Source organism: Rhodococcus aerolatus (assembly GCF_054783215.1).
The window spans coordinates 136,501-155,193 of sequence record NZ_BAAGQZ010000004.1; the positions used below are offsets into that span (position 1 = coordinate 136,501).

At 77.1% G+C, this 18,693-nt stretch carries 18 protein-coding genes; 4 read left to right on the forward strand and 14 right to left on the reverse strand.

The genetic code is table 11. The features are described 5' to 3' along the window. Positions 1-7: 7 nt before the first annotated feature. From ACYVOF_RS02285 to ACYVOF_RS02300, 4 genes are read right to left on the reverse strand one after another with little or no spacing between them, the layout of a single operon-like run. Positions 8-1,276 (reverse strand): EAL domain-containing protein, encoded by a 1,269-nt coding sequence (locus tag ACYVOF_RS02285; protein WP_460863887.1) that lies wholly within the window; start codon positions 1,274-1,276, stop codon positions 8-10. After that, positions 1,273-2,127 (reverse strand): glycosyltransferase family 2 protein, encoded by an 855-nt coding sequence (locus ACYVOF_RS02290; RefSeq protein ID WP_460863888.1) that lies wholly within the window; start codon positions 2,125-2,127, stop codon positions 1,273-1,275. The genes ACYVOF_RS02285 and ACYVOF_RS02290 overlap by 4 nt, the downstream gene beginning before the upstream one ends. Further along, a complete protein-coding gene (locus ACYVOF_RS02295) occupies positions 2,124-3,182 on the reverse strand; it encodes a glycosyltransferase (protein WP_460863889.1) in 1,059 nt (352 codons plus the stop codon). The genes ACYVOF_RS02290 and ACYVOF_RS02295 overlap by 4 nt, the downstream gene beginning before the upstream one ends. After that, the gene (locus tag ACYVOF_RS02300) at positions 3,179-4,288 is read right to left on the reverse strand and encodes a glycosyltransferase (protein WP_460863890.1); all 1,110 of its coding nucleotides are present in this window, start codon (positions 4,286-4,288) and stop codon (positions 3,179-3,181) included. Before ACYVOF_RS02300 ends, ACYVOF_RS02295 begins: the two co-directional genes overlap by 4 nt. Before the next feature lie 185 nt (positions 4,289-4,473). Here ACYVOF_RS02300 and ACYVOF_RS02305 point away from each other — a divergent pair, with 185 nt between their 5' ends. Together ACYVOF_RS02305 and ACYVOF_RS02310 are read left to right on the forward strand one after the other, a co-directional pair. Beyond that, on the forward strand, positions 4,474-5,481 hold the full coding sequence (locus tag ACYVOF_RS02305; RefSeq protein ID WP_460863891.1) for a glycosyltransferase family 1 protein: 1,008 nt from the start codon (positions 4,474-4,476) through the stop codon (positions 5,479-5,481). A gap of 11 nt (positions 5,482-5,492) precedes the next feature. Then, entirely contained in the window at positions 5,493-6,476 is a 984-nt protein-coding gene (locus ACYVOF_RS02310; RefSeq protein WP_460863892.1) for a hypothetical protein, read from the forward strand. A gap of 122 nt (positions 6,477-6,598) precedes the next feature. On the opposite strand, the gene ACYVOF_RS02315 is transcribed toward ACYVOF_RS02310, so the two are convergent. Further along, positions 6,599-7,948 carry an NAD(P)/FAD-dependent oxidoreductase gene (locus tag ACYVOF_RS02315; protein WP_460863893.1) on the reverse strand — a complete coding sequence of 450 codons (1,350 nt, stop codon included), beginning with the start codon at positions 7,946-7,948 and terminating at the stop codon, positions 6,599-6,601. 11 nt (positions 7,949-7,959) lie between these two features. Further along, complete coding sequence (locus tag ACYVOF_RS02320) at positions 7,960-9,474, reverse strand: MFS transporter (protein WP_460863894.1); 1,515 nt, start codon at positions 9,472-9,474, stop codon at positions 7,960-7,962. Positions 9,475-9,581: 107 nt separating this feature from the next. Here ACYVOF_RS02320 and ACYVOF_RS02325 point away from each other — a divergent pair, with 107 nt between their 5' ends. Both ACYVOF_RS02325 and ACYVOF_RS02330 read left to right on the forward strand, forming a co-directional pair. Next, entirely contained in the window at positions 9,582-10,184 is a 603-nt protein-coding gene (locus ACYVOF_RS02325) for a TetR/AcrR family transcriptional regulator (protein WP_460863895.1), read from the forward strand. After that, positions 10,181-11,446, forward strand: coding sequence for an MFS transporter (locus ACYVOF_RS02330; protein WP_460863896.1), 1,266 nt, complete (start codon positions 10,181-10,183; stop codon positions 11,444-11,446). Before ACYVOF_RS02325 ends, ACYVOF_RS02330 begins: the two co-directional genes overlap by 4 nt. Positions 11,447-11,502: 56 nt before the next feature. On the opposite strand, the gene ACYVOF_RS02335 is transcribed toward ACYVOF_RS02330, so the two are convergent. The 8 genes from ACYVOF_RS02335 to ACYVOF_RS02370 form a co-directional block, all read right to left on the reverse strand. Next, on the reverse strand, positions 11,503-12,165 hold the full coding sequence (locus tag ACYVOF_RS02335; protein WP_460863897.1) for a Pr6Pr family membrane protein: 663 nt from the start codon (positions 12,163-12,165) through the stop codon (positions 11,503-11,505). A 29-nt stretch (positions 12,166-12,194) separates the two neighbouring features. Further along, entirely contained in the window at positions 12,195-12,815 is a 621-nt protein-coding gene (locus tag ACYVOF_RS02340; RefSeq protein WP_460863898.1) for a hypothetical protein, read from the reverse strand. 100 nt (positions 12,816-12,915) lie between these two features. Further along, complete coding sequence (locus tag ACYVOF_RS02345; protein WP_460863899.1) at positions 12,916-13,893, reverse strand: mechanosensitive ion channel family protein; 978 nt, start codon at positions 13,891-13,893, stop codon at positions 12,916-12,918. After that, on the reverse strand, positions 13,890-15,248 hold the full coding sequence (locus tag ACYVOF_RS02350) for a DUF2254 domain-containing protein (RefSeq protein ID WP_460863900.1): 1,359 nt from the start codon (positions 15,246-15,248) through the stop codon (positions 13,890-13,892). The genes ACYVOF_RS02345 and ACYVOF_RS02350 overlap by 4 nt, the downstream gene beginning before the upstream one ends. A 296-nt stretch (positions 15,249-15,544) precedes the next feature. Then, complete coding sequence (locus ACYVOF_RS02355) at positions 15,545-16,189, reverse strand: methyltransferase (protein WP_460863901.1); 645 nt, start codon at positions 16,187-16,189, stop codon at positions 15,545-15,547. Positions 16,190-16,199: 10 nt separating this feature from the next. Then, on the reverse strand, positions 16,200-16,946 hold the full coding sequence (locus ACYVOF_RS02360) for a PIG-L deacetylase family protein (protein WP_460863902.1): 747 nt from the start codon (positions 16,944-16,946) through the stop codon (positions 16,200-16,202). 4 nt (positions 16,947-16,950) lie between these two features. Then, positions 16,951-17,880 carry an acyl-CoA dehydrogenase family protein gene (locus ACYVOF_RS02365; protein ID WP_460863903.1) on the reverse strand — a complete coding sequence of 310 codons (930 nt, stop codon included), beginning with the start codon at positions 17,878-17,880 and terminating at the stop codon, positions 16,951-16,953. Then, positions 17,877-18,641, reverse strand: coding sequence for a glycosyltransferase family 2 protein (locus ACYVOF_RS02370; protein WP_460863904.1), 765 nt, complete (start codon positions 18,639-18,641; stop codon positions 17,877-17,879). Before ACYVOF_RS02370 ends, ACYVOF_RS02365 begins: the two co-directional genes overlap by 4 nt. Positions 18,642-18,693 lie beyond the last annotated feature (52 nt).

An 18,693-nucleotide genomic window follows, 5' to 3' on the forward strand; every position in this document is an offset into this window, starting at 1 on the left:
GCGGGCCCTACCGGCGCGGTGGCGGACCGGCCATCCGCTCGAGCAGCACGCCGACCGTGCGGACCACGAGGTCGCGGTCGTGGGAGATGACGTAGTCGAAGACACGGGCGGAGTCCGGGCCCTGGAACGGCGGCTTGCCCTCGAGCATCCCCAGGTCCAGCGCGCACAGCACCACCGCGACGTGGGGGGTCAGCACGGCGACGTCCCACTCCAGGTGCAGCGGGTCGTCCGCGGCGAGCGACACCCCGCGCACCCCGGGGGCGGGCTCGGTGTCCAGCCCGACGGCGAGGGCGCCGGCGTGGGCGACGGTGGCGGCCAGCCGGCTCCACCGCTCCCGGGTGCGCGGCGTCATCTGGTGCGCGTCCTGGAACGTGCCCAGCACGACGGCGGTGCCGGTGGCGTCGAGCGCGCTGGCCTCGAGGTGCTTGCTCATCTCGATGAGCACCCGCTTGGTGGTGCGCCGCGGGGTCTGCCCGGCCGAGACCAGCTCGAACGGGGTCATGGCGGGGTGTCGGGCCAGGTGGGGGCGCGCCTCGAGCGCGCCGGTCGCGGTGGCGGCCGTGCCGGGGCGGGCCTTGACCTTGCCGAGCAGCGGGCCCGTGCCCAGGGTGGCGCCGAGGGCCATGGCCGCCCAGCGGTCGGCCTCCGCCTCGACCCCCTCGGCGACGACGGCGGCGCCGGTGCGCTCGACGTGGGCGATGACGGCGTGGGTGATGACGCCGGTGTGCGGTCCCGCCTCGCGGCGCAGCATCGACGGGTCGAGCACGATGACGTCGGCCTCGACCAGGGAGAGCAGGGAGAGCGACGCCGCGCTGCGGCCCACGCCGCACACCGCGACGGCCCAGCCCAGGTCCCGGGCCAGCGAGACCGCCCGCAGCACCTCGGCGGGGCCGGCGGCGACCGCGTCGGCGTCCACGGCCAGCACCGCGCCGTGCAGCGCCTCGGCGTCGGTGTGCAGTGCGGGCATGGCGGGCAGCGAGGCCGGGTCGACCCGCAGCAGCAGCGGGCCGCTGGCGCCGCCGACGGCCCGGGCCGCCGCCCACCGCGCCTCGTCGAGCTCCACGCCCAGGCTCATCGACCGGGCCACGGAGGCGAGTGCGAGCGGGTCGGCCAGCCGGGTGCCCGCGGGCCCGAGGACCAGCGCCTCGTGCCCGACGACCACATCGGTGGCCAGGTCGACCACGGGCCGGAAGCGGGCGCGCAGCCCGTCGGTGCCCAGCAGGTCGGCCAGCTCGCCGTGGCGCCCACCCGCCAGCCCGGTCCCGGGACCGGTCACGAGACCTTCACCCACACGTCCTCCTCGGCGTCGTGGCGGGCCAGTCCCCGCGCGGCGAACCCGTCCAGCCAGCCCTGCATCGGCCAGCGCCCCCACCGGCGGTGGAACAGGGCGGCGTTGGCCAGGATGTCCTCGAGGTGCTCGACGGGGGGGTCGGACACCGGGTGGTGCTGGTGGAACGCGTCCGCACCGCCCACCCACCACAGGTCGACCCCGGCGCCGCGGGCGGCCAGGCCGAAGTCGGTGTCCTCCCCGCCGTAGCCGGTGTAGTCCTCGCAGAAGCCGCCGGTGCGTCGCCACGTCGCCGGGGTGGCGGCGAAGGACAGCGACCAGAACAGCTCGGGGCGCCCACCCGTCTCGACCGTGCCCGCGGCGGGCGCGGGCCGCGCGGCGTGGGGGCGCGTCCACGGCCCGCCGTCGGCGGTGACGGCGTCCCACGGGTAACCGCCGTCGGGCGCCGGGGGCAGGTAGGTGACCGGGCCGCACAGCAGCGCCGCGTCGGCGCCGGGCCGGGCGGCGGCCGCCTGGTAGCGCTCCACCAGGTGGGGCCCGGGGACGCAGTCGACGTCGAGGAACACGACCAGCTCCGCCCCACGGGCGAGCGCCGCTGCCCCGCCCGCGTTGCGGGCCTCGGCCAGCGGCAGCCGGGTCCCGGGCACCTGCACGTCCACCACTGTGACCGCTCCCGGCCCGGATGTCAGCGTCTCGGCCAGGTCGTCCACCACATCGGGGTCCCCCATGCTCACCACGACGTGCTCGGCGACGGGCACCCGGCTGCGGGCCAGGCCGCGGCGCTGGGCGCGCAGGTGCTCGCGGCGGCCGGCGACGATGGTGACGACGACCGTCCTCACGCGGGCACCCCGACCGGGGTCGCGCCGCGGGCCGAGGTCCCGGGCGTACCAGGGGTCTCAGGGGTCCCGGCCACCCCGGCCACGACGTCGGCGGCGCGGGCGGCGGCCCCGGCGGGGGCCCACCGCGACCACCCGGCGCCCCCGGTCGCGCGGCCGCGCTCGACGAGGCCGGCCCAGGCGTCGCGGGCGGGCCAGGACGGGCTCGTCGCGGCCAGCCCGGCGGCGCCGAGCGCGGCGGCGGTGGCGTGCTGCTCGCCGAACGGGCGGTCCTGCGGGACGACGACGGCGGGCGTGCCCGCGGCGGCCACGTCGGCCAGCGCGTTCTGCCCGGCGTGGGTGACGACGACGTCGGCGCGGCGCAGCAGCGGCCACGGGTCGGCCACCCAGCGCCCGCCGGGACCGAGCACCTGCCAGTCCAGGCCCGGCACGGCCGCGGCGAGGTCGGCGAGGTCGGCGGGGGTGACGGCTGAGCCGCCGGCACCGCCGAGCACGAGCCCGAGGCCGTGACCGCGGTCGGCGGGGACGTCGGTGCGCCCGGCGAAGCGGGAGATGGCGCCGACGGCCGTGGTCCGGTCGGCGTGCGGGGCCAGCCACGACGGGGCGTAGACCTCGCCCGCCCACGGGGCGACGACGGCGGTGGCCGCGGTGTACGCGGCGGTGTGCGCGGCGTCGGTCCGCTCGCCCGGCATGGCCACGACCACCACGGGCACGCCGAGCAGGCGCAGCAGCCACGTCACCTCGGCGGAGACGTCGACGACCACGGCGCGGGGCTGCTCCCGGGCGACCCACGCGGCGATCGCGGCCATGCGCTCGCGCAGCCCGTCGTCGCCCTGCGGGACCCAGTGCAGCAGCCCGCGCGCGGTCGGGTCGACGGGTCCGCCGGGCGCGGTGAGCGCGGCGTCGTCCCGGGCCAGCTCCACCCAGCCCAGGTGCGCCTCGGCCGGCTCCGGGGCCAGCGAGCTGAGCACCGTCACCGGCTCGGCGAGGTGCGCGGCGATCGACGCGGCGCGCGTGCGGTGGCCGCGGCCCTGGTGGTGGACGTACCACGCGATCACGCGGCGACCGCCTGCGCCAGGTCGCCGTAGAGGTCCTCGTAGGCGTCGACCATGTGCTCGGCCGAGCAGTGCCGCTCGGCGCGCAGCCGGGCCGCGGCCCGGGAGCGGCCCACTGCCACCCCGATCGCGGCGGCCAGGGAGGCGACAGAGCCCGGCTCGGCCAGCGCGCTGCACGCGGGGGTCACGATCTCGGGGATGGCCCCGCGGGCGAAGGCGGCGACGGGGGTGCCGCAGGCCAGCGCCTCGGCGACGACCAGGCCGTAGGGCTCGTTCCACAGCGGGGTCACCAGGGCCGCGGCGGAGCGGCCCACGGCGTCGGCGAGGTCGGCGCGGCCCAGGTGGCCGAGGTAGCGGACGTCCTCGCCCAGCAGCGGGGCCACCTGCGCGTCGAAGTAGGCGCGGTCGGAGACGGGACCGGCCAGCCGCAGCCGCATCCCCGCGGCGCGCGCGGCGGCGATGGCCAGGTGCGCGCCCTTCTCGGGCACGAGGCGGCCGGACCAGATCAGCTCGTCGCCGCCGGGGCCGACGGGCCAGTCGGCCAGGTCGACGCCGTTGCGCACCACCTGCACCGGGCCGGTGGCGTGGTGCCACTCGCCCGCGGTGTGGTCGCTGACGGCGACGAACGTGACCCCGGCGCCGCCGCCGACGGTGATGGCCGACTCGATCCACGGCGTGGGCGGGGTGTGCAGCGTCGAGACCATGGGCACCCGGACCGAGGGGGCCATGGCCACGGGCAGGTGGTGCAGGCTGTGGTTGTGGACCACGTCGAAGCGCTCGGCGAGCGGCCCGCCGAGGCCGATCATCAGCTGGAGGTAGGCGTGGTGCTCGGCCAGGAACGCCTCGGCGGGCATGGAGACGTCGGCGGCCGCGGCGTCGGAGAGGCCGTCCTGCGGGCCGAACCCGGCGGCCTCGAGCAGCTCGGCGGCCACGGCGGCGTCGGACCCCGGCGCGGCGAACAGGGTGACGTGGTGCCCGCGGGCGGTGAGCGCCCGGGCCAGCTGCCAGACGTGGGCCTCCAGCCCGCCCGCGAACGGCTGGGCGATGGGGTGGCGCGACGACGCGATGAGCGCGACCCGGAGCGCACGGGGGCGTCCCGGGTGGGTCACAGGCACAGCAGACACCCAGCTCCTCCGTGGCGTTGGTGGTGCACGCCGCGACCCTCTGCTGGAGCGGGGACAGTGCTGGTGCGCCGGGCAGGACGGGCCCCGGCGCCGTGGGGGGCTCGCGGCGGGCCGACGCTGGCCCCGCGAGCGCGGTGGGTACGACCCCGGGTCTCTCCAGGGCCGTGCTGATGATACCCCCCCACCCCCGTCTCGCAGGACTGCCCGACGACCACCCCTACGTGGCCGCCGTGCGCCCGACCAGCGTCGACAGGGTCCGGGTGCCCGTCGACGGCCCCCACCCGTGGTCACCCAGCCGGCTGTGGGACCCGGCCGAGGTCGCCGCGCGGGCCGGGGGGCTCGACGTGGTGCACGTCCACTTCGGCTACGACCACCTGGGACCCGCTGCGCTGCAGGCGTGGACGGCGGCGCTGGCCGCGGCGGGGGTGGCCCTCGTGGTGACGGTGCACGACCTGCGCAACCCCCACCACGACGACCGCGCCGCCCACGACGACGCGCTCGCGGTGCTGGTGGGGGCGGCCGCGGCGGTGACCACCCTCACCCCCGGCGCGGCCGCCGAGGTGGCCGCCCGGTTCGGCCGCACCCCCGTCGTGCTGCCCCACCCGTCGCTGACGTCGTGGCGGCCGGACGGCCCCGGCGAGGCGGGGCTGGTGGGGGTGGACCTGAAGTCGCTGCGGCGCAACCTGCTGCGCCCGGTCGAGGTGGCGGCGGCCGTCGCCGCGGGCGCGCACCGGGCGGGCGGCCGGGCCCGGGTGAGCCTGCACCGCGACGCCGCGGGCACCGACGTCGGCCGGGCGCTGGCCGCGCTCGACGGCGTGGAGCTCGTGGTGCACGAGCGCCGCGACGACGCCGCCCTCGACCGGCACCTGGCCGGGCTGCACGTCAGCGTGCTGCCCCACGCCTTCGGCACCCACTCCGGCTGGCTGGAGCAGTGCCGCGACCTCGGCACCCGGGTGGTCGCGCCGAGCTGCGGCTACTACGCCCAGCAGTGGGACGACGTGCTCACCTACACCCAGGACGAGGACCACGGCCTCGACCCGGACTCGCTGGCGGACGCGGTGGCGCGCGCCCTGGCCACCCCGCCGCCGGCCCCGGCCGACCCGGCGTGGCGGGCGGCGCAGCGCGACGACGTCCGGGCCGCGCACGCCGCGATCTACGCCGCGGTGGCGGCGCCGTGACGCGGGCGGCCGTGGCGCACCTGGTGGTGGGGCCCGACGAGCACGGCGTGGTCCGCCACGGGCTCGCCGTCGCCGGGGGCGCCCCGGTGCTGCGCGGGGCCGTGGCCGAGGGGCCCGCCCTGGTGGCGGGGCTCGCGGGGGACGCGGTGGTGCACGTCCCCTTCTCCGACCACCTGCTCGGGGACAGCACGGAGGACGCGGCGGCGTGGTTCGCGGCGGTGGCGGCCGCGGGCCACCCGGTGACGGTGACGCTGCACGACCTGCCGCACGCCGGGGACGGGCCGCAGCGGTACGCCCGCCGCGCCGCCACCTACCGCGCGGTCGCCACCGCGGCCGCCGGGGTGGTGGTGAACAGCGTGCACGAGGCGTCGCTGCTGGACGCGGTGCTGCTGGACGGGGTGGGGGCACTGGTGCGGCCGCGGGCGGTGGTGCCGTTGCCGGTGGACCCGCCGGCGCCCGGCCCGCGGCCCGCCCCGCGCCACGAGGTCGCCGTCCTCGGCTTCGTCTACCCCGGCAAGGGGCACGCGGAGGTGCTGGAGGTGCTGCCCGCGGGGGTGCCGCTGGTGGCGCTGGGCCGGGTGGCGGACGGGCACGACGACCTGCTGGCCGTGCTGCGGTCGGCCGCGGGGGGACGGTTCGCCGTGACGGGGTTCCTGCCCGACGCGGGCCTCGACGCCCGGCTGCGCGGCGCGGGCGTGCCCGTCGCGCCGCACCGGGGCATCTCGGCGTCGGGGTCGATCGGGTCGTGGCTCTCGGCGGGGCGCCGGCCGCTGGTGCCGGACGAGGCGTGGACGGCCGAGCTGGAGGCGCGGTGCCCGGGGGCGCTGTGGCGCTACGGCGACACCGCCTCGCTCGGGGCCGCGGTGGCGCAGGCGCTCGCAGAGCCGGGGCGGACATGGCTGGGGCCCGACGTCGTGCTGGGGCCGTCCACCGGCGAGGTCGTCGCGCGCTACGCGGAGCTGCTGGCGGCCGTCGGGGGCCCGGGCTGGTCCTGACGCCCGCACACTGCCCGCAGTTCGGCCCAGGAACCTCCCCCGGTGCGCACACTGCCCGCAGTTCGCCTCGCGCACGGCCCCCGGTGCGCACACTGCCCGCGGTGCGCGGGGAGGGGCGCGCGCTACGCGGCGGTGGTGTCCGCGCCCCCGGGCGGGCCGGAGCGGGGCGCGCTCCACGTGTAGGGCTGCTCGGGCGAGGTCGGGCTGCCCAGCAGGAAGGCCCGGTCGGTGCGGTTGGCCCGCGCGATCGTGCCCAGCCACGTCGCCAGCGTCGAGACCCGGTTCTGCACCCCGGTCAGGAACGCGATGTGGATCAGGCCCCAGCCCAGCCAGCCGAGGAAGCCGGCCAGCTTGACCGGGCCCGCCTGCAGCAGCGCGTGCCCGCGGCTGATGTACGCGGCCGAGCCGAGGTCGCGGTACTTGTAGGCCTTGCGGGGCTCGCCGGACAGGTCGCGCCGGATGCAGGCCGCGGCGTGCAGCCCGCCCTGCATCGCGTTCTCCGCCACCCCGGGCAGGTCCTTGCGCCCGACGAGGTCTCCGACGACGAACACCTCCGGGTGCCCGGCCACCGTCAGGTCGTCCTCGACGGGTATCCGCCCGGAGTGGTCCGTGCTCGCCCCGAGCTGCTCGGCGACGTGGCGGGCGAAGGGCACCGCCTCCACCCCGGCCGTCCACAGCACGGTGCGGGTCGCCCAGTCCTGCGGGTCGCCGTCGCCCTTGGGGGTGACGGTGATGCCGTCGCGGCGGACGTCGGTGACGTGCACGCCCAGGTGCAGCTCGACGCCCAGCTTCTCCAGGGTGGCGGTCGCCTTGCCGGAGAGGTCGGGCGCGAAGCTCTTCAGCACGCGGTCCCCGCCGTCGAACAGCAGCACCCGCGCGTCGCCGGGGTCGATGCTGTGGAACTCGTGGGCCAGCGCGCGGGTGGCCATCTCGCGGATCTGCCCCGCCAGCTCGACCCCGGTCGGCCCGCCCCCGGAGACGGCGAACGTCAACCAGGCGTCGCGCTCCGGCCCGGCGGGCAAAGTCTCGGCGATCTCGAACGCGCCGAACAGCCGGCGCCGGATGCTCAGCGCGTCGTCCAGGGTCTTCATCCCCGGCGCCCAGTGCGCGAACTCCTCCTTGCCGAAGTACGACTGCCGCATCCCCGCGGCCAGCACGAGCACGTCGTAGTCGAGGGTGAAGGTGGTCTCGTCGGGCCGGCGTGCGGTGACCTGACGGGCGTCGGGGTCGAGGTGCGTGGCGTCGCCGAGCAGGGTGGTGACGTTGTGGTGGCCCTGCAGCTCCTCGCGCAGCGAGCGGCTGATCTGCCCGACGCTGAGCGTGCCGGTGGCGCACTGGTACAGCAGCGGCTGGAACACGTGGCTCGCGGCGCGGTCGAGCAGGGTCACGTCGACCTCGGCGCCCCCGAGCCGCCGCGCGCAGAACAGGCCGCCGAAGCCGCCGCCGATGACCAGAACCCTCGTGCGTCCCATGGCGACCGAGGCTACGGCTGCGCCGACTCCCGGGCCCGCAGAGCGACGAGCAGCGCCGCCACCGCGAGCACGCAGGCGGCGACGGCGAAGGTCGTCGACGTCGCCGCGACGAAGGACTGCCGAGCGGCGTCGAGCACGCCCTCGCCGCGGGGTCCCAGCGCGGCGAGCCGGTCGGCGCCCACCCGGACCACCGCGACCGAGGAGCGCACCTGCTCGGCCACCTCGGGGGGCACCGCGTCGAGCGCGCGTCCCAGACCGCCGCGGTAGGCCGCGTTCAGCACCGACCCGAGGACCGCGATCCCCAGGGCGGACCCGAGCTCGCGCGAGGTGTCGTTGACCGCGGACCCGACTCCCTGCTTCTCCGGGGGCAGCGAACCCACGATCGCGGCGGTGGCCGGCGTCGCGGCCAGGCCCATCCCCGCCGCGAACACCACCAGGCCCAGCGCCAGCTGCCAGTAAACGAGGTCCGCGCTCAGGCGGGTGAGCAGGGCCAGGCCCGCCGCGCTCAGCAGCAGGCCCCCGGACAGCACCCGCGCGCGCCCCAGGGTGCCGACGAGACGGGGAGCGTTGCGCGCCAGCGGGATCAGCACCACCGGGAGCGGGAGCAGCGCGGCCGCCGCCCCGAGCGGGGAGTACCCGGCGACGTACTGGAGGTACTGCAGCAGCACGAAGAACAGCCCGAAGCTGCCGAAGAACTGGGCCGTGAGCGTGGCCGTCCCCGCCGAGAAGCCGCGCAGCCGGAACAGCCGGGGGTCGAGCATCGGCGCCGCCACCCGCAGCTCCCACCGCACGAACCCGGCGAGGCCGGCGGCGGCGAGCACCACCGCGGTGACGGTGAGCGGTGCGGTCCAGCCGCGCTCGGGGCCCTCGATGATCGCGTAGACCAGGCCGGTCAGGCCGACCAGGGAGAGGAGCGCCCCGACGGGGTCGAGCCGCGGGGCGTCGGCGTCGCGGGAACCGGGGACCACGAGCAGGGTGCCGAGCAGCGCCGCCGCGGCGAGACCGACGTTGAGCGCGAAGAAGCTGTTCCACGCGTAGTGCTCGAGCAGGAAGCCGGAGGCGAACAGGCCCAGGACCGCGCCACCGCCCGCGACCCCCACCCACAGCCCGACGGCGGTGTCGCGCTCGTCCTCGGGGAACGAGGTGGTGATGATCGACAGCGTCACCGGCATCACGCCGGCCGCCCCCGCACCCATCAGCGCGCGCAGCGCGATGAGCACGGCCGGGTCGTCCACCGTGGTGGCCGCGCCTGCGGCGACGCCGAAGAGGACCAGCCCGCCCGCGAGCACCCCCCGGCGGCCGAACCGGTCGCCCACCGCGCCGGCAGGCAGCAGCAGCCCGACGAACACCAGCGTGTAGGCGTCGACGATCCACGTGACCTGGGTCTGGCTGGCCCCGGTGTCGGCGGCCAGGCTCGGCAGCGCGACGTTCAGCCCGCTGACCGCGCTGACCACCATCATCAGCGCCAGCGCGATGACGCCGAGCAGGACGGTGCGGCGACGCCGCGACAGGGTGGTCGTGGTCATGGCGTGCTCCGTCGGGCCGGGTCCTGAACTCATCGGTTGATGAGTTCATCGTATGCCGATTTCTACGCGGGGTGAATACTCGCGTCAAGACCGACGAGGGGGACGACGTGACGCGGGCACACACCGGGCGCAGGCCGGGCGAGAGCGGGACGCGGGGGGCGATCCTCGCCGCCGCGGGGAGGCAGTTCGCCGCGCTCGGGTACGACCGCACGTCGATGCGGGCCGTCGCGGCGGAGGCGGGGGTGGACCCGGCGCTGGTCAGCCACTTCCACGGCAGCAAGCACAAGCTGTTCCTGGCCGTCGTCGAGCTGCCGTTCGACCCGTCCGCGGTGCTGCCGCGGCTGCTGGCGGGCGACCCGGCCGAGCTGGGCCGGCGGCTGGCGGCGTTCCTCGTCGGGGTGCTGGAGGACGATGCCGCCCGATCGACGCTGCTCGGACTGGTCCGGGCGGCGACGAGCGAGCCGGCGGCCGCGCAGCTGGTGCGGGAGCGGCTGACCGCCGAGATCCTGCTGCCGCTGGCCGCCGGCATCGGGGCGGACGACCCGGAGTACCGGGCGGGGTTGCTGATGAGCCAGGTCGTCGGGCTCACCATGGCCCGCTACATCGTCGCCGTCGAGCCCCTCGCGTCCCGCCCGGCCTCGGCGGTCGTCGCCGCCCTGGCCCCCACGCTGCAGGGCTACCTCACCGGCGACCTCGGACGCGCGGCGTGAGCGGCGAACGGCGCCGCGTCGGGGTGCTGCTGACGAGCAACCTGCTCGGCGGGGTCGGCGTCGCGTCCGGGATCGCCGTCGGCTCGCTGCTCGTCGAGCAGCTCGGGGCCACGTCGCTGGCCGGGTTCGCCCAGGCCCTCTCCGTGCTCGGGGCGGCGGTGGCCGCCGTCCCGCTGGCCGGGCTGGCCGCCCGTCGCGGCCGGCGGTGGTCGCTCACGGTCGGCTACGGCGTGGCCGTGGCGGGCGCGGGGCTGGTGCTGCTGGGCGCGGCCACCGGGATGCTGCTCGTCCTGCTGCTCGGGCTCACCGGCTTCGGGGTGGCGCAGGCGACGAACCTGCAGGCCCGCTACGCCGCGGGGGACGGGGTGCCCGCAGCGTCCCGCGGCCGGATGATCGCCCTGGTGGTGTGGGCCACAACCATCGGCTCGGTGGCCGGGCCCAACCTCACCGGGCTGGGCCAGGCCGCGGGTGAGCCCCTGGGTCTGCCGGGCCTGGCCGGGCCCTACCTGTTCTCGGTGGCGGCGTTCGCCCTGGCCGGGATCGTCCTCGGGCTGGGCTACCGCGCCCGGCCGACCGAGGCCCCGGTGGTGGTGGGCCTGCCCGTGGCGCCGGTGGGGTCGCTGGCTGCGCTGCGCTGGGCGTGGGGCCACCCGCAGGCGCGGTTCGCGGTGGTGCTCATCGCCGCCGCGCACGCCGTGATGGTGATGGTCATGGCCATGACCCCGGTCCACATGCGCCACGAGGGCGCGACGCTGGAGGTCGTGGGCGTCGTCATCAGCGCGCACATCGCCGGCATGTACGCGCTGAGCCCGGTGTTCGGGTGGCTCACCGACCGGATCGGCCCGCTGCGCGCCGCCGGCGTCGGCCTGGGCGCGCTGGCCGCGGCGGTCACGCTCGGCTTCACCGGGGCGGCGCTGGACCTCGGTGACGGGTTCACCGCAGCCGCGCTCGTCGTGCTCGGGCTGGGCTGGTCGGCGTGCACCATCTCCGGGGCGGCGCTCGTGTCGGCCAGCGCGTCCGACGAGGTGCGGGTGCCGCTGCAGGGTGGCGCGGACGCGACGATGAGCTACGCGGGGGCGGCTGCGGCGGTCCTCGCCGGGCCGCTGCTGGCGATCGGCGGCTTCCGCCTGGTCAACCTCGTGGCGGCCGCGCTGCTGGCCCCGGTGCTGCTCGCCCTCGCCGCAGCGCGTCGGGCCCCGTCGGTCGTCCGGCTCGACGACGTCGCGCCGGAGCCGGCCGAGCTGGGTCCCGCCGACCTCTGACCTGCTGGTCCGTCCGGCTGCCGACGCCGCCGTTCCCGTCGGACCCCGTCGCCACGTCAGCCGACCGTCGCCCCGGCCGAGCGCCCGCGCGTCCGCACCCCGGGCAGCCGGCGGTCCAGCAGGCTCGCCCCGAACGACAAGGCCAGGAACAGCACACCGATGCCGACCGCGTTCACCGCCACCCGCAGGTAGCCGAGCTCGGCCACGTCGGCGAACGGGTAGGGGTACCAGTCCGAGGCGAGCGGGCCGCGGACGGCCGTGAACACCACGTACGCCAGCGGGAAGATCACCGTCAGCGCGGCCACCCGCGTCGAGGTGAGCCCCCGCGGCCCGAGCACCAGCCACCCGACGAGGCACAGCAGCGGGACCACGGTGTGCTGCAGCTGGTTCGCCACCTGGCCGGTGGTGTTAAGCGCCACCAGCCCGGACAGCGTCAGGTGGTAGATCACCATCGTCACCGTGATGGCGACGACGCCCACCAGCCGGGCCACGGCGAACACCGTCGACGTGCGCGCGAGACGGACCGCCAGCACCGCGCTCGTCACCCCGACGAGGACGTTCGACTGGATCGTGAAGAAGGCGAACACGTTCAGCGCGCGGCCCACGGGACTGCCGCCGAAGTACTCCGGGGTCGTGGCGTTGATCGCCACCTGCATCCCGACGCCGACGACGACGCACAGCGCGGTGATCCCCGACCAGACCCGCGCCGTCTGCTCCACGACGCCGACGCCAGCCCGACCCGGCGACGTCAGCTCGTGCCCAGCGCGGCGGTGAGCTGGTTGGCGAACGTGACCAGCTCGGCCACCGGCAGGTCGTCGTCCCCGGTCAGGCTCACGACCCCGTCGGCCCCGGCGAGGTAGCAGACCTTCGACCTCCCGCCCGTGGTCGTGCCGCACACGCCCGTCCCCGCCGGGGTCCGCTGCTCGGCGACGCTCGTCGAGATCCCCTCGTAGGACGACGACGCCGACAGCTGCGTCACCGTCGCGCTGAGCGAGTCGCGGTCGTAGATGGTGGCCGGTCCGCCGCTGGAGGCGGACGCGTCCTTGGTCCACCCCCCGACCTGCTCCGGCAGCGCGCTGGCGGCCCCGGGCTTGATGACGGCGCCGGCCGGGGCGGGTCCCGGGTCGGGCGCCGACGAACCACCCGAGCCCGACGCCCCCGACGACGGGGCGGTGGACGACGCGGCGGTGGACGACGCAGCGGTGGACGACGACGACGCCGAGGAGGACGGGGCCGACGACGAGGACGGCGCGGAGGCCGCGGTGGTCGTCGCCGCCGCGTCGGACCCGGAGTCGGACCCGCCGCAGGCCGCGAGACCCAGGGCGAGCAGCGGGGCGGCGATCAGGGTCAGGGCGGGGCGGTGGCGCACGGGAGCTCCTGGTTCGAGGGCGTCAGGGGGCGCCCAGTGTGCCGGACCAGGACCGGCGTGTCGGGCGTTTCGGGCACACCGACCGCTCGCCGCACCCCGGTCAGTCGTGGACGACCCGCACCGGCGGCAGACCGACGACGTCGTAGGTGGCGGAGGCGACCTCGATACCGTCCGCCTCCAGCCCGGCCAGGATGTCGCGGCTCATCGCGTCCTTGACCTCGCGCACCCCGCGGTGCTCGACGAGGAAGCGCAGCGAGAGCTCCAGCCAGTCGTCGGTGATGCGGACGTACACCGCGGGGTCCAGCGATGCGTCGGCCATCGCGTACTGCTGCCGCATGCGGGCCAGCGCAGCCTCCGCGGCCGGGTCGTCGACGACGGCGTGCGCCCGGGCCGCGGCCAGCAGCAGCTCCTCGACCCGCGCCCGGTCGCGGAAGTACACGGGCAGCACGATCTCCTCCCACAGGTAGGGGAAGTCGCGGCTGTAGTTGTAGACGGGCTCGTCGAAGATCACGCCATTGGTGACGGTGACCAGCCGGCCGGTGTACTGCCGGGAGTTCACCCACACCGCGGGGTCGGCCGTGGCCACCGACGGCGGCTGGCCCATCTCCATGATCGTGGTCTTGAGGAAGCCGAGCCGGACGACGTCGCCGCGCACGCCGCCGAGGGTGATGCGGTCGCCGATGCCGAAGGTGTCCCCGCGCAGGATGACGACGTACGCGGCGAACGACGTCACCACCTTCTGCAACGCGAGGGCGAGGCCGGCGCTGACGAGGCCGAGCCCGGTGGTGAGGTCGGTGCCCGGCGTGACCCAGATCGAGAACACGCCGAGGACGAGCACCACCGACATGAGCACCTGGACCGCCTGGCGCACCCAGAAGCGCCGGGCGTCCCCCACGTCACCGCCCAGCGCCCGCCGCACCCCGGCCATGAACACCGCGCGGAGCAGCAGCACCCCGAGCACGAGCGCCACGGTGAACAGCAGCTTGACCCCGGTGCGGGAGCTGACGCCGACGAGGGTCACCCCGAACACCCGGACGGCGTCGGACCCCCCGGTGACGACCTGCGCCAGCACGCTCACGAGCGGCCGTCCGGGGCCGCGTGGCCCACGTGGGCCAGCGCCTCCTCCACCCGACGACCCGAGGCGCGGAGCATCGCCCGCTCGGCGGTGTCGAAGTCCTGCGCCTCGGCCGTCTCCCGCAGCCGGGCCAGCTGGTGGCGGACGATGTCGGTCTGGTCGTCGTGCGCGCGCCAGGCCAGCTCGCCGAGCAGCTCGAACAGCCGGTCGAGCACCTGCGGGTCCGAGGCCCCGTAGCGGCGCGGCTGCGCGATCGCCACGTCGACCAGCTCGGCCAGCTCGGGCCGGTGGACCACCACGCGCACCCGGCCCGGCTGCTCGCCCACGCCGTCGTCGCGCAGCAGCTGCGCGCCCGTCTCGCGGTCGGCGAGCTGGCACAGCAGCGTGGAGACGTGGCCCAGGGCGTGGACGGCCGTCGTGGGGTCGTTGATGCCGGGGGAGAGCGCCTTGTTGGTGACGTCGGTCAGCTGGCGCAGCCCGTACGCGATGTCCTGCGCCGCGGTGCGCTCCGGGCCCACCCCCACGGCCGAGCCCACCCGCCGGCGCAGCGTCTCGACGGCGTCGTCGTCCAGCGGGCCGCGCGCCGACCACGCCCGCCCGATGGGCACGCCCTCGACCACCGAGCAGCCGGGGTGTTTGTCGAGCACCAGCGTCACGTCCGCCTCCTGCGCGGCGGAGCGCAGCGCGGACAGCCGCAGCCCGGTGACGAACCCCGAGCCCGTGGCGTACACCCACACCGCGTCGGCGCTCGGCACGGGCAGCGGGGTACGGTCCTGCGGCTCGCGCCGCTCCTCGAGCACGGCCGTCACGGTCGCCGTGGCGTCCTGGTGGACGTCGCGCAGCATCGTCTCCACGCGGATCTGCGCGGCCAGGTGGGCCAGGAACAGCACCAGGCCGACGACGCTCGCCACGGCGAGGACGAACGACAGGGTCACCGAGATCCGCGGGACGAAGGTGTCGCCCCCGCCGCGCACCGTCCGCAGCACCGTCAGCGCGTAGGTGAAGGTGGTGAGGAAGAGCGCCAGGGTCACCTGGACGAACAGGTCGCTGGTGAACGTCCGCAGGAGCCGCGGCGAGAACTGGCTGCTGGCCAGCTGCAGGGTGACCACCGTGAGCGAGAACGTCAGCGACGTGACGGTGATGAGCGAGCCGGAGACGCCGGAGAGCACGGAGCGTGCGGCGTCGGCGTCGCCGCCGAAGATGAGCTGGGAGAGCACCAGCGGCAGCGAGCCGTCCACCTGCTCGTCGACCAGCGGCAGTCCCACGCCGAGGGCGACCGCCAGGACCACCCCGAGCAGGGGCAGCGGCCACAGCTGGGTCCGGACCGTGTCCCGGACGGTGGAGACGACCCCGTTCACCGGGTGCCCCGCTCGTGCCCGGCACCGCTCGACGCCACGTGGTCCCCTCCCGTCACCGCCCCGACGGTCGCCGGACGTGGCCAACGTAGACGCCCGTCCCCGCCGGCGCCGTCACGACGACCACCGCTGGTCCGTGCCCGCACACGCACGGTGATCGTCCGATGTGTGCGGCTCGACCCACCATGATCACCTCACCGCGCACACCACGGCGGACCGTCCGCGGCCCGTCGAGCGGACGCCCTGCCGAAGACCAAGACCAGGACCACGGCACCGGCTCACCGCCGCTGCCCCCGTGCTCAACACCCCCCGGGACGCGTCAGTCCCCGGGGGGTCAGCCCGGCCCGGGTGGCGACCGAGCGCGTGTCGCCGCCGGCGAGCAGCACGTCGAGGACCACGTCCTCGTCGGACCACCCGCCGAGGCGGTGCAGGCCGGGGGTCGCCCGCAGCGCGGCGTGGACCTCGTCGCCGCGCTGCGGGTAGTCCGCGACGCGGTGGCGCCAGTGCACCCCCAGCACGGTCGCCCCCGGGGCGAGGACGGCGGGCAGCCCGTCGAGCGTGGCCCGCAGCGTCGCCGCGTCGAGGTAGTAGAGGACCTCGCTGAGCACGACGAGGTCGAACGGGCCGGCCGGCCACGCCTCGCCCAGCGCGGCGCGGCGCAGCTCGACCCGGGCGCCCACCCCGGCGGCGTCGACCCGCTCCCGGGCGGCGGCGAGCGGGGCGTCGGTGACGTCGGTGGCCAGCACCGCGTCGCAGCGGGCCGCGAGCTCAGCGGTGAGCACGCCGATGGAGCAGCCCGGCTCGAGCGCCCGGCCGTAGCGGGCGGCGGGCAGGGCCGCGAGGGTCAGCGCCCGCTTGCGCGCCTCGTACCACCGGTCGGTGAACCCCCACGGGTCGGCCGCCCCGGCGTAGACGGCGTCGAAGTACTCCGGCGGCAGGCTCACCGGGCCGCCGTCACGCGAGCACGGTCTCGTGGTCGCGCAGCAGCCGCTCCAGCACGAACCCCGGCAGCACCGGGGCGTCGGCCGGGTCCGCGGAGAGCGCTTCGACCTGCGTCCGGAACTGCTGCACCGCAGCGTGTTTGGCGTCCATCAGCGCGGGGTCGAGCGGCACCACGTGCGCCCGCTCCCAGGGCACGCGCGGGTCGGCCGGGTGCGCCCAGTGCCACGTCCACACCGGCACCTCCAGCAGCCGTGCGCCCGCCGCCACCGCCGCTCGGTGGGCGGCCCTGCCGACGGACTCGTGGTCGGGGTGGCCGTCGCCGCGCCAGGTGGCGACGACCCAGGTGGTGGTGTCGGCCGTGCCCAGCACCCGGGAGACCGCGGCGGCGACGGCGTCCTCGTGGGCGGCGACCCGGCCGTCGGGCACGCAGAGCCGGGTGGTGGCCGGGGCGAGGCCGAGCTCGGCCAGGGCGGCGACCGACTCCGCGCGCCGGAGCTCCGCCAGCGCGGCCGGGGACAGGGTGGGGGAGCCGGGGTGCGAGGCGTCCCCGTCGGTGACGGCGACCAGCTCGACGGTCGCGCCCGCCGCGGCGAGGCGGGCCAGCAGCCCGCCGGCGGCGAGCACCTCGTCGTCGGGGTGCGGCGCGACCACGACGACGCGCGCGCAGCCGGCGAGGTCGAGCGCGGGCCAGTCCCGGGACCAGCCGCGCCACTGCGACTCCGGCGTGCCGCCGTCGGGCACGTGGTCCCAGGTCACCACGGCGTCACCACAGGGCACCCCGGTCGAGGACGGCCGTGCCCAGCGTGGCCAGGTCGCGCTCGGCGTGGCTCTGCCGCAGGTACACCGTCAGGTCCGCGACCCGGGTGGCGTGGGCGGCGTCGGCGCACAGCGGGCCCGCGCCCAGCGCCCGGCCCGTCCGCTCCAGGGCGGTCATGGCGGCCGCCTCCACCGCGGCGCGCACGGCCAGCGCCCGGGCCCGGCCGTCCCCGCCCGGGTCGGCGTCGACCTCCGCGGCCGCGGCGAGCAGCAGGGCGCGGGCCGAGCCCAGGGCGGCGGTGACGGCACCGAGGTGGGCCAGCCCGTGCTCGGTCAGCCCCGGGCGCAGCAGGGCGTCGGCCACCCCCGCGGCGCCGCCGAGCCAGCAGGCGGCCACCCCGGCGGCGCCGTGCCAGAAGCCGGGCCGGTCGAGGTAGTCCCGCGGCCCGCCGACGGTGGCGGCGGGGACGTCGTCGAACGCGACGTGCCCGGAGTCGCTGCGCGCCATGCCGACCGCGGGCCAGGTGCCGGGCACCGGCGTCACCCCGGGGTGGTCGAGGCCGACATCGAGCAGGCGGGGTCCGTCGTCGGTGCGGGCGGTGAGCAGGGCGTGGGTGCTGGACGACGCCCCGGAGCACCACGCCTTGGTGCCGTGCAGCCGCCAGCCGTCCCCGTGCGGCACGGCGCGCAGCACCGGCTCCGGCGGCTCGGCCGCCCACACCCCCCAGACCTGGCCCGGTCCCACCCGGCGCCCGGTCAGCTCGGCCAGGATCGCGTCCGCGTCGAGGTGGGCCTCGGCGAGCCGGCCCAGCACCACGTCGTCGCGGGCCAGGGCGGTGAGCGCGTCCCACCGCTGCGCCGTCGCCCCGGAGCCGGGCAGCGGCAGGTCCAGGTCCCCCGCGGCGACGAGCTCGCGCAGCCGCTCCGCCGGGCTCACGTCGGCACCGGCGCGTCGATCCCGGCCACGTCGAGACCAGCAGCGTCGAGACCAGCAGCGTCGAGACCAGCAGCGTCGAGACCGGGAGCGTCGGCGAGCGAGCGCAGGTGCCCGGCGAAGCCGGCCCCCACCCGCCCGCGGACGCGCCCCGAGGTGGTGACCCCCAGGTCGTCCACCGCCACCACCGCGTGCCCCGCGGCCCGCAGCCGCGCCAGCAGGTCGACGTCCTCGTGCTCGGCGAGCCCGGCGAACCCGCCGACGGCGCGGTAGGCCCCGGCCCGGACCCCGAGGTTGGCGCCGTGCTCGTGGTGGTGGCCGGGCCCGGGCCGGTAGGCGCCGTGCCAGCGCGCCCCCACCTCGGGCGGGTGGCCGCGGAAGTGGTCCACCACCACCGAGCCGGCCACGGCGGCCACCCCGGAGCGGGCGTGGCGCAGGTGGGCGACGAGCCAGTCCGGTGCGACCGTGCCGTCGGCGTCGGTGCAGGCCAGCCAGGTCGCCCCCGCCCGCACCGCGGCGCGGGCCCCGGCCGCGCGCGCCACCCCGACGTTGCCCGCGTCGACGACCACGGCGACCACGTCCGGCTCGGCGGCCACGGCGGCGGCGGTCCCGTCGGTGCACCGGTCCAGGACCACGACCACGAGCACGTCGACGGCGACCCGGGACCGGGCCACCCGCAGCGAGGCCAGGCAGGCGGGCAGCAGCTCCTCCTCGTCGTGGGCGGGGACGACGACGGCGAGGCGCACCGGGGGGACAGCGGGCACGGGCGACCTTCCTGACCGGGTGATCACCCCAGCGTGGACCTCGGTGGCCCGG

Coding starts and splice junctions, on each gene's coding strand:
- ACYVOF_RS02315 (WP_460863893.1), bottom strand. CDS start 7,948: ATGGGACGCACGAGGGTTCTGGTCATCGGCGGCGGCTTCGGCGGCCTG.
- ACYVOF_RS02320 (WP_460863894.1), bottom strand. CDS start 9,474: ATGACCACGACCACCCTGTCGCGGCGTCGCCGCACCGTCCTGCTCGGC.
- ACYVOF_RS02305 (WP_460863891.1), top strand. CDS start 4,474: ATGATACCCCCCCACCCCCGTCTCGCAGGACTGCCCGACGACCACCCC.